Consider the following 9,003-nt stretch of genomic DNA (forward strand, 5'->3'; position numbering starts at 1 on the left):
GCCCTCCGACGAGGGCTGCCAGCGTCCGCCAATGTAGAGACCGTGCGAGACCGTGGCGTAATCGAACATATCTTGATCCTCGTCGGATATGCCTGCGGCGATATTCATGGGGTGAGCTCCTGGTCGATCACATCATGGTGGCGGACATGTCGCCATCATAAGCAGCCCTGACCAGCCGTCGCATCGCGGCGAGGTCGAACGGACGCGGATTGTTCTTGATCAACCGGTCGATGCCGAGCGCCTGCTCGGCCGTCCAGTCGATCCTGTCTTCGGGAAGGCCAAGATTGGCCAAGTTCGGTGGGATGCCGATGGCGGCAAACAGCCGGCTCACCTCGCGGATGGTGGCGTGCGCCGATGCATCGGCGCCGTCGCCGCTCTGACGGGAAAGGCCGAGAGCGGCGCCAACTTCGGCAATCTCTGCGGCCGCGGCGGGAAGGTTGTAGCTCATCACATATGGCAGCATGGTGGCGACGCCCAGACCATGCGCGGTATGTGTAACTGCGCCGACCGGATACTGCACCGCGTGAGCGGCGGCCGTTCCGGCGGTGCCGAAGGCGCAACCGGCGGCCAGCGCTCCCATCATAACGTCGGCGCGCGCATTCCCGTCCGATCCGTCGCGATATGCCTTTTCGAGACTGCTACCGAGCAGCCTGATAGCCAGAAGCGCGAAATGATCGGTCAGGGCGCTCTTGCCGACAAAGACATGCTGCTGCGGCAAGCGGGGATCATCACCGCGTCTGGCTGCGGTGAAGGCCTCGATTGCGTGCGTCAACGCGTCGGCACCGGCGATCGCCGTCAGGGACGGGGGGCACGTCGCCGTCAGATCCGGATCGCAAAGCGCCACCGCGGCGATGAGGTGAGGACTCGAGATACCCACTTTCAGGGTGCGATCGGGATCGGAAATCACGGCGACGGGGGTCACCTCGGAGCCTGTCCCGGCCGTCGTCGGCACTGCGATCACGGGAAGGGTAGGGCCTGGTACGTTGAACTCGCCATAGTAATCCTGGGGCCTGCCACCATGGCTGAGCAGAAGTGCTGCGCATTTGGCCATGTCGAGGCAGCTGCCCCCGCCGATCCCGATCACCATGTCCGGCTTGAAATCCTTCGCCTGCGCAATGCAGGCGGCGACGCTGTCGCGGGGCACATCCGGCAGCGTTCGGTCGTAGACCAGCGTCTCTATCGCCGCATTGTGCAAGCCCGCAAGAATTTCGGCGAGCTGCGAAGTCGCCGCGAAACGCTCGTCGGTGCAGACGAACGCGCGCCGCCCAAATTTGGCGGCAACGGCAGGCAGCACATGACGCTGGCCTTTGCCGAACAGGATCTCGCGCGGCAGGCGCGCGGCTGCGAACAAGGTCATGGACGGCATCCTTCAGTTCCAGAGGCCGGGCCTCGACGTCCGGGTCATTTCCCAAAATATCCTCTATTAAATCGTATAGGATATAGGATTGAATTGACCGAACCATCGTGCTAGTGAGTGCTCCTGTCAAGAGGGTAAACAATGCAGAACGCGGACCTGACGGAAGCTCCTTCGACAGCCCGTATCCAGCGCGCCAACAGCCTGGCCGGCGACGTTTACGAGGCAATCTTCGCGCAGCTGATGTCGCTCAGGATTGCTCCGGGATCGCGCATCACCGTCGACAATCTCGTGAAGGAATTCAACGTCTCGCATACCCCCATTCGCGAAGCGCTTGGCAGGTTGGAGGGTGAGGGCCTGGTGTTGAAGACCCACCTGATCGGCTATCGGGCCGCCCCGCAAATCACCCGCCGCCGCTTTGACGAGCTTTACGAGCTGCGCCTTCTGCTTGAGCCAGCTGCCGCGGCCAAAGCCACTGCAAGACTGGACGACGAGCGCCTGACCGTGCTGCAGGAAGCGGCTGGCGTCATGGCCCGGCGAGAGGGGAAAGACGAACGCCTGCGTTATTCGAACTTCGCCCGTCAGGATGCGATCTTCCACGACAAGATCGTCGAGTTCGCCCAGAACGAGCTCATTCGCGAGACGCTCAATCACCAGCATACCCACTTCCACATCTTCCGCTTGATGTATCACTCACGCGTGACCGAAGAGGCACTCGACGAGCATGAGGCCATCCTCGCCGCCTTCTCCGCGGGCGATCCGGACGCCGCCGAAAAAGCCATGCGCGTGCACATCGAGAATTCGCGGGACCGGCTCCTGCCTGCGTTCGAGTAGCCATCGCGATCTCGCTTGCCCGGGGACCGTCAAGCTCGACGGGCCGCCGATCGCCCAGCCAACGCCAAGGAAAACTATTCCCCGACTTAACCGCTCTGCTCCGATTTCGATCCCTGTCTGGCGAGGCGCCAAATGCACCTCGCCTTCCCACAAACCGAGAGGAAGACCATGCCAGGAAAAAAGATACTGATGCTGACGGGCGAATTCACCGAGGAATATGAAATCTTCGTCTACCAGCAGGCGATGGAGGCCGTCGGCCATACTGTTCATGTCGTCTGCCCCGACAAGAAAGCCGGCGACCTGATCAAGACATCGCTGCACGATTTTGAAGGCGATCAGACCTATACCGAAAAGCCCGGTCACAATGCGCTGATCAACAAGACCTTTTCCGACGCCGAGAAGCAACTGAGCCAATACGACGCCGTCTACTGCGCCGGCGGGCGCGGACCGGAATATATCCGCACCGACAAGCGCGTGCAGGCGATGGTGCGCCACTTCCACGAGGCGAACAAACCGATATTTACGATCTGCCACGGCGTCCAGATCCTGATAGCGGTGGACGGCGTCGTCCGCGGCAAGAAGGTCGGCGCGCTCGCGGCTTGCGAACCGGAGGTGACGCTGGCAGGCGGCACGTACATCGACCTGTCGCCCACCGATGCCTATGTGGATGGGACGATGGTTTCGGCGAAAGGTTGGACGGCGCTTGCGGCGTTCATCCGTGAATGCCTGAAGGTGCTGGGAACGGAAATCCGCCACGCGTAAGCGTTTGGTCCCGACGCATCCCGCAATGGATGCGTCGGCCCCCTTCAAAGGTGGCTCGATTCCATCATTCGTCAAATACGATCAGCGAACGCATCAGCGTTTCTCTTGCCGAGCCCAGATGTGCTCGGCAGGCTCGCTCAATGCGCTCGGGATCGCGGCTTTCGAGCGCATCGATATAGGCAAGATGCTCCAGGATCGCCGCCTGGTTGCGCTGCTTCTCGTCATGTTTGTTCCACTGATAGTGGTAGTGAAAAATGAAGCTGATGATATCGTAGAAATCGTCGATGAAGCGGTTCGGCGAAGCCTCGTTTATGAGCCGGTGAAACCGGTTATCGAGGCCTGAAAAGTCGTGGAAGCGGCTTTCAATCCGCTTCAGCAGTTCGGTATGCGCAATCTTGAGCACGGCCAGCTTCTCCCACAGGGGAGAAGTGTCGGCCTGCTGTGAAAACAGATGCGCCGAGCGCAGCTCGAACATTACGCGGATCTCGAACAGCTCAAGTGCGAAATCTTCCGTAAAGCCCTTGAAAAGCCAACCCGTGTTCGGCCTTTTTTCGAGCAGCCCAAATCGGCTGAAGCGGATCAGGAACTCGCGAATTCCGTTGGTTGCGACACCGAACTGCCGCGCAAGCTCGAGCTCGTTGATGCTGGTGCCGGGTCTGGTGTCACCGCGCAGCATCCACTCCATGAATTGCTGCTCGACGTGCTTGGCGCGTGATGTGGTTTCGGCGTCGGGATAGTAATCGTTATCCTCGACCGCTCGGCCTGCCGTCCTGACGCCGCCGCGCTCGGCGATAAGGTCGCGGCGGGCAAGTTCTCTCAGGACCTTTCGGACAGTCGTGCGGCTGACTCCCATTCGCCGTCTAAGCTCATTTTCGGAAGGAAGCTCGCCGGTCAATTGTCCGTCGTGCAGCATACTGGCGACCCGGTTGAAAGCCTTCTTGTAGACAGTGTCGGTTCGCATAGGATCTACCTCAGAGCATTACCTTGTTCTTTCCAGCGTGAACTTTATCCATAAAAAACAACTTGACCAAGGGATACTCTGGTTGTTTTTTATCGATAAGAGGAAGCTAAAATACGGCACAAGTTTTTTGACGACGAGGCTTACAAAAGCCCCGGCGGGGAGGGGAACTTGCCTGAAACGGGAGACACCGGCACCACTGTCGGCGAGGCCGCATTGCGAGCACCCAGGAAGCAAGAAGCTGTTCCCGGACTCGCGCTGGGCTTGGCCCTGCTGAGTGCTGGCCCGGTTGTTATCCTGGCCCTGCTGATTGTCGTTCTCAGTTTTTTGTCGCCCTATTTCTTGACCGGACGCAACCTCAGCAACATCCTCGCCCAGACCGCCGTCATCTCTGTTGTGGCGATGGGCCAGCATCTTGTCATCCTGACACGCGGGATCGATCTGTCCGTCGGCTCGAACGTGGCACTGGCTTCGGTCGTCGGCGCGCTCAGCTTCCATGCCGGCGCTCCCGCCGTCCTGGTAATCGCGGTCATGGTTGGCTGCGGTGCGGCGGTCGGCGCCATCAACGGGCTCTTCTACGTCTTCGGTCGGTTGCCGCATCCGTTCATCATCACGCTGGCGACATTGAGCATCGCCAAGGGATTGGCGCTCCAACTCGCCGACGGGCGGGCCATTCCCGGCATGCCGGATGCCATCGATGCGCTTGGCCGCGAGGCGGTCTGGGGTCTGCCGGGATCGGTATTTGTGGTCGCGGGCGTTGCCGCGGTGATTTTCGTCATGGCCAAGACGATGGTCTGGGGGCGCTGGATCTATGCCGTTGGCGGCCGGCCCGACGCCGCAGTCCGCATGGGCATTCCCGTCTCCTGGGTCCTGGTTTCGGTCTATGTGATCTCAGGACTGTGCGCCGGCGTCGGTGCGGTCATCCTTGCCGGCCGCACCGACGCCGGTTCGCCCTTGTTCGGCAATCTGCTGGAACTGGATACGATCGCGGCGGTGATCATCGGCGGTGCCAGCTTTCTCGGCGGCCGCGGCCATCTTGGCCATGCCTTGATCGGCGCCATCATGATCGGCGTCATCCGCAACGCGCTCAACCTGCTCAACGTCAATGTCTTCTTCCAACTCATCGTTATCGGGGTGGTCATCGTCATAGCGGTCGAGTCCGATGTGTTGCGCAACTATCTTGAAGGGCGCGTGCGCGTCATGCAGGCCGGGAGGCAGTCGTGAGTGCCGTTCCAGCAGGCGTCGATCATGCAGCTGAATATCCTGTGCTTGCGGTACGCGGCGCGACCAAGCGTTTCGGCTCGGTTGTGGCGCTGGACGACGTCAGCATCGAGGTCCGACGCGGCGAGATCTTGGGGCTTCTTGGCGACAACGGCGCTGGCAAGTCGACGTTGACCAAATGCATCAGCGGAGTGCACCAACTCGATGCCGGCGCGATCCTCCTGGACGGTGCGCCAACGCAGATACGCTCCCCTGCGGATGCGCGCTTCGCCGGTATCGAGACTGTCTACCAGGATCTGGCGCTGTTCGACAATCTGACGCCAGGACAGAACTTCTTTGCCGGTCGCGAACTGGCGGGGCCGCAATGGCTTCCTCGCGGCATGCGATTTCTTCAACAGCGCCGGATGGATGCCGAAACGCGCATTCTGCTCGCCAATTTGAAAGTCACGTTGCCAAGGCTGGACGCCGTCGTTGCCATGATGTCGGGTGGACAAAGGCAAGCCATTGCGGTGGCCCGGTCGACCGTGTTTGCCCGCAAGGTCGTGATCCTGGACGAGCCGACCGCCGCACTTGGGCTGCGTGAATCGCGGCAAGTGCTCAACCTGGTCGCCGCCCTGCGCGACCAGGGCAACGCTGTTATCCTGATAACCCACAACATGGAGCATGTCGTCGAGCTTGCCGATCGCGCCGTGGTGCTTCGCCAGGGCCGCAAGGTCGGTGAGCTGATGCCGACCAAGGACAACAAGCAGGAACTGGTCTCCATGATCGTGGGAGCCTGATCCGTTCGAGATTTGGGGACCGTTCCGGTCCGCAAATGACTGAAGCGACTTCCGTCGGAAGCCGCCTCAATTCCAAGGGAGGAATGGAATGCCACTAAACCGAAAACTGTTCGCTGGGCTGGCGATCGGCGTTGCGTGTGCGATGCCGGCTTCGGCGGCCGACAAGATCAAGGTCGGCCTGATTACGAAATTCCCGGTGCCGTTCTACTCGACCATGGAGGATGCCGCCAAGAAATACGCGGCCGCTCATCCTGAAGTCGAGTTGGTCACCGGCCAGGGCCAGGCGGCAACCGACATCGAGGGCCAGATTGCCCTGATCGAATCGATGATCACGCAAGGGGTCAAGGGTCTGGCGATCACTCCCGTCGATCCGACCGTCGCGCCGACGCTCGACAAGGCGGTCGCTGCCGGCATCAAGGTGGTTCTCGTCGACAACGGTATCCCGGACTGGAAAGGCCAGACCGCGTTGGTTTCGACCAACAACCTCAACGGCGGCAAGATCGCCGGAGAGTATCTGAAGACAGTGCTCAAGAGCGGCGACAAGATAGGTATCCTGCAAGGCGTTCCGGGAGTGCCGGCGCTGGACGACAGGGTCACCGGCATGATGGAGGGGCTCGGCGACGTCAAGGTGGACGTCGTCGGCAAGGGTGCAACCAATTGCACGCTTGAACTTGGCACGTCGGTGACCGAGGACATCCTGACCGCCAATCCCGATCTCAAGGCAATCTACGCAGCCTGCGGACCGCCTATCCCAGGAGCCGTCAAGTCGATCAGCAATGCGGGGATCGCCAACGACAAGATCATCCTTGTCGGCTTCGACGCCTGCTGCGGTGAGATCGAAGCGATCAAGTCCGGCGCGGAAGATGCCAGCGTTGCGCAATTTCCGGCAAAAATGGGCGAACTTGGCATCGATACTGTCGTCAAGGCGATCCGCGGGGAGACCGTCGAAGCCAATGTGGATACCGGGGCAGGACTGGTGACGCTGCAGAACGTCAAAGACTTCGAATAGGCTCCACACCTTGGCCCGGCGGTGATCTCCGCCGCCGGGTTCTTTTTGAAACATTTCAGGAAGACAATTCGCATGAAAGCGCTCGTATGCCGAAAGCCCGGCGAACTGATCTTCGAGGATCGCCCGGCGCCCGGCCCGCCTGGCGCCGGATGGGCGCTGGTCAGCATCAGCCATGTCGGCATCTGTGGCACCGATTACCACATCTTTGAGGGCAAGCATCCCTACCTGGCCTATCCACGTGTCATGGGGCATGAACTCTCTGGCACCGTGACTGCGGTTGGCGAAGGCGTCACCATCGAGGTCGGTGAGCGGGTCGTCGTAAATCCCTATTTTGCCTGCGACAAATGCATTGCCTGCCGTCACGGCAAGCCGAATTGCTGCGTATCGATCGAGGTGTTGGGCGTTCATCGCGACGGCGGCATGTGTGAGGAATTGCTGGTGCCTGCCGGCAACCTCTACCCGGTCGCAGGATTGCCGCTCGTTCACGCGGCGGCTGTCGAGTTCCTGGCGATCGGCGCTCACGCGGTGAGACGCTCCGAGCTTGCTGCCGGCGCACATACGCTGGTCGTCGGCGCCGGGCCCATCGGACTGGGTACGGCATTGTTTGCGCGTATTGCCGGCCAAGCGGTGACGCTCATGGACACCAGCACGGAACGGCTCGACTTCGCCGAAAGCCAACTCGGGTTTCCGGTCATCGATGGTGCTTCGGTTTCACCTGTCAAACTGGTGAGAGAACGAACCGATGGCGATTGCTTCGACCTCGTCTTCGATGCGACCGGCAGCAAGGCTTCGATACAGGCAGCTTTCGGTTACGTGGCCCACGGCGGTGCCCTGGTAATGGTAAGCGTGATCAAGGACCAGATCAGCTTCTCGGACCCCGAATTCCACAAACGCGAGATGATGTTGATCGGCAGCCGCAACGCGCTTCGCGCCGACTTCGACCACGTCATGGCGGCAATGCACGACGGCGCCATACCCGTGGACAAGCTCACAACGCACCACACCACCGTTCAAAACAGCCCGCGCGATATTTCTCATTGGGCAAATCAGAAATCGGGGCTTATCAAGGCCGTGATCGCCTTCTAGGGCCTCCAAAGCAGCCGCTCAACTGAACAAACGCGGGCCGAACCTATCTCACAAAGTGGTTGTGTTCGACACTGGCGACCGGTTACTAAAGGGCTAGTTGTCGTCACGTTTCGAGGTGGGTTAGTCTTCCTGGTTTGCCAGCCGTGCTAAATCGGATGGCTGTCTCGTGGTTTAGATCCGTTGAAATGGGGTGAACGGGCATGGGCATTCTGGACTTCATTTCCAAGCAATTTATCGACGTCATCCAGTGGACTGCAGACGAACCGGGCGTGCTGGCCTCTCGGTTCCCAATGTCCGGCATGGAAATCCAGAACGGCGCCCAGCTCGTGGTGCGCGAGACGCAGAAGGCGGCCTTCTTCAATGAAGGCAAGATCGCCGACATCTTCGGGCCAGGCACCTACACGCTCAACACCCAGACGCTGCCGGTGCTGACCTATCTGAAGAACTGGGACAAGTTCTTCGAGTCTCCCTTCAAGTCGGACGTGTATTTCTTCGACACCAAGGACCAGATCGATCGCAAATGGGGCACCACCCAGCCCCTGACTGTCCGTGACAAGGAATATGGGCCGATCCGCCTACGCGCCTTCGGCAACTATGCCTATGCCATTGGCGATGTCGGGGTGTTCTGGTCGCGTCTGGTCGGCACGGCCGAGCGCTCCACCTCCGAGATGATCGAGGGGCAGCTGCGCGGTGCCATCCTCACTGCCATCGCCAGCAAGCTCGGCCAGAGCAACATCGCCTTTATCGACATGGCGGCCAATCAGGAAACATTCTCGCAGCAACTGGCGGAGGCGATCGGCCCGGCGCTCCAAGCCTACGGCATCGACGTCAAGAGCTTCTACGTGCAGAGCCTGTCGTTGCCCGAGGAGCTCCAACGCGTCCTCGACAAGGTGAGTTCGATGAACATGCTGGGCGACCTCAATCGCTATGCCCAGTTCCAGACTGCCGAATCGATCCCGATCGCCGCCGAGAATCCGGGCGGCCTGGCGGGGGCGGGGGC

At 60.7% G+C, this 9,003-nt stretch carries 9 protein-coding genes; 7 read left to right on the forward strand and 2 right to left on the reverse strand.

The genetic code is table 11. The features are described 5' to 3' along the window. Nucleotides 1-127 precede the first annotated feature (127 nt). Nucleotides 128-1,357 (reverse strand): iron-containing alcohol dehydrogenase, encoded by a 1,230-nt coding sequence (locus tag EN742_RS14250; protein ID WP_126056161.1) that lies wholly within the window; start codon nucleotides 1,355-1,357, stop codon nucleotides 128-130. Between the two features lie 141 nt (nucleotides 1,358-1,498). Between EN742_RS14250 and EN742_RS14255 the strand changes: the two genes are divergently transcribed. Both EN742_RS14255 and EN742_RS14260 read left to right on the forward strand, forming a co-directional pair. Further along, a complete protein-coding gene (locus tag EN742_RS14255) occupies nucleotides 1,499-2,188 on the forward strand; it encodes a GntR family transcriptional regulator (protein ID WP_126056160.1) in 690 nt (229 codons plus the stop codon). A 168-nt stretch (nucleotides 2,189-2,356) separates the two neighbouring features. Further along, nucleotides 2,357-2,950 carry a DJ-1/PfpI family protein gene (locus EN742_RS14260; protein ID WP_126056159.1) on the forward strand — a complete coding sequence of 198 codons (594 nt, stop codon included), beginning with the start codon at nucleotides 2,357-2,359 and terminating at the stop codon, nucleotides 2,948-2,950. A gap of 64 nt (nucleotides 2,951-3,014) precedes the next feature. Here EN742_RS14260 and EN742_RS14265 read toward each other — a convergent pair whose 3' ends face one another. Then, nucleotides 3,015-3,911, reverse strand: coding sequence for a GntR family transcriptional regulator (locus EN742_RS14265; RefSeq protein ID WP_126056158.1), 897 nt, complete (start codon nucleotides 3,909-3,911; stop codon nucleotides 3,015-3,017). 168 nt (nucleotides 3,912-4,079) lie between these two features. Here EN742_RS14265 and EN742_RS14270 point away from each other — a divergent pair, with 168 nt between their 5' ends. The 5 genes from EN742_RS14270 to EN742_RS14290 all read left to right on the forward strand — a co-directional run. Continuing rightward, nucleotides 4,080-5,132, forward strand: a complete 1,053-nt coding sequence (locus tag EN742_RS14270) for an ABC transporter permease (protein WP_245455565.1) — start codon at nucleotides 4,080-4,082, stop codon at nucleotides 5,130-5,132. Then, nucleotides 5,129-5,908: an ATP-binding cassette domain-containing protein gene (locus EN742_RS14275; protein WP_127406091.1), complete on the forward strand. Its 780-nt coding sequence runs from the start codon at nucleotides 5,129-5,131 to the stop codon at nucleotides 5,906-5,908. The genes EN742_RS14270 and EN742_RS14275 overlap by 4 nt, the downstream gene beginning before the upstream one ends. 88 nt (nucleotides 5,909-5,996) lie before the next feature. After that, a complete protein-coding gene (locus EN742_RS14280) occupies nucleotides 5,997-6,917 on the forward strand; it encodes a sugar ABC transporter substrate-binding protein (RefSeq protein WP_127406090.1) in 921 nt (306 codons plus the stop codon). A 72-nt stretch (nucleotides 6,918-6,989) separates the two neighbouring features. Beyond that, nucleotides 6,990-8,003 (forward strand): zinc-binding alcohol dehydrogenase family protein, encoded by a 1,014-nt coding sequence (locus tag EN742_RS14285; protein WP_127406089.1) that lies wholly within the window; start codon nucleotides 6,990-6,992, stop codon nucleotides 8,001-8,003. A gap of 200 nt (nucleotides 8,004-8,203) precedes the next feature. Continuing rightward, nucleotides 8,204-9,003: SPFH domain-containing protein (locus tag EN742_RS14290; RefSeq protein WP_127406088.1), on the forward strand; the 800-nt coding region annotated here is incomplete at its 3' end.

Origin of the sequence: Mesorhizobium sp. M4A.F.Ca.ET.020.02.1.1, assembly GCF_004022645.1 — a bacterium.
Taxonomy (GTDB): domain Bacteria; phylum Pseudomonadota; class Alphaproteobacteria; order Rhizobiales; family Rhizobiaceae; genus Mesorhizobium.

Coding starts and splice junctions, on each gene's coding strand:
- EN742_RS14280 (WP_127406090.1), top strand. CDS start 5,997: ATGCCACTAAACCGAAAACTGTTCGCTGGGCTGGCGATCGGCGTTGCG.
- EN742_RS14265 (WP_126056158.1), bottom strand. CDS start 3,911: ATGCGAACCGACACTGTCTACAAGAAGGCTTTCAACCGGGTCGCCAGT.
- EN742_RS14250 (WP_126056161.1), bottom strand. CDS start 1,357: ATGACCTTGTTCGCAGCCGCGCGCCTGCCGCGCGAGATCCTGTTCGGC.
- EN742_RS14285 (WP_127406089.1), top strand. CDS start 6,990: ATGAAAGCGCTCGTATGCCGAAAGCCCGGCGAACTGATCTTCGAGGAT.
- EN742_RS14260 (WP_126056159.1), top strand. CDS start 2,357: ATGCCAGGAAAAAAGATACTGATGCTGACGGGCGAATTCACCGAGGAA.
- EN742_RS14255 (WP_126056160.1), top strand. CDS start 1,499: ATGCAGAACGCGGACCTGACGGAAGCTCCTTCGACAGCCCGTATCCAG.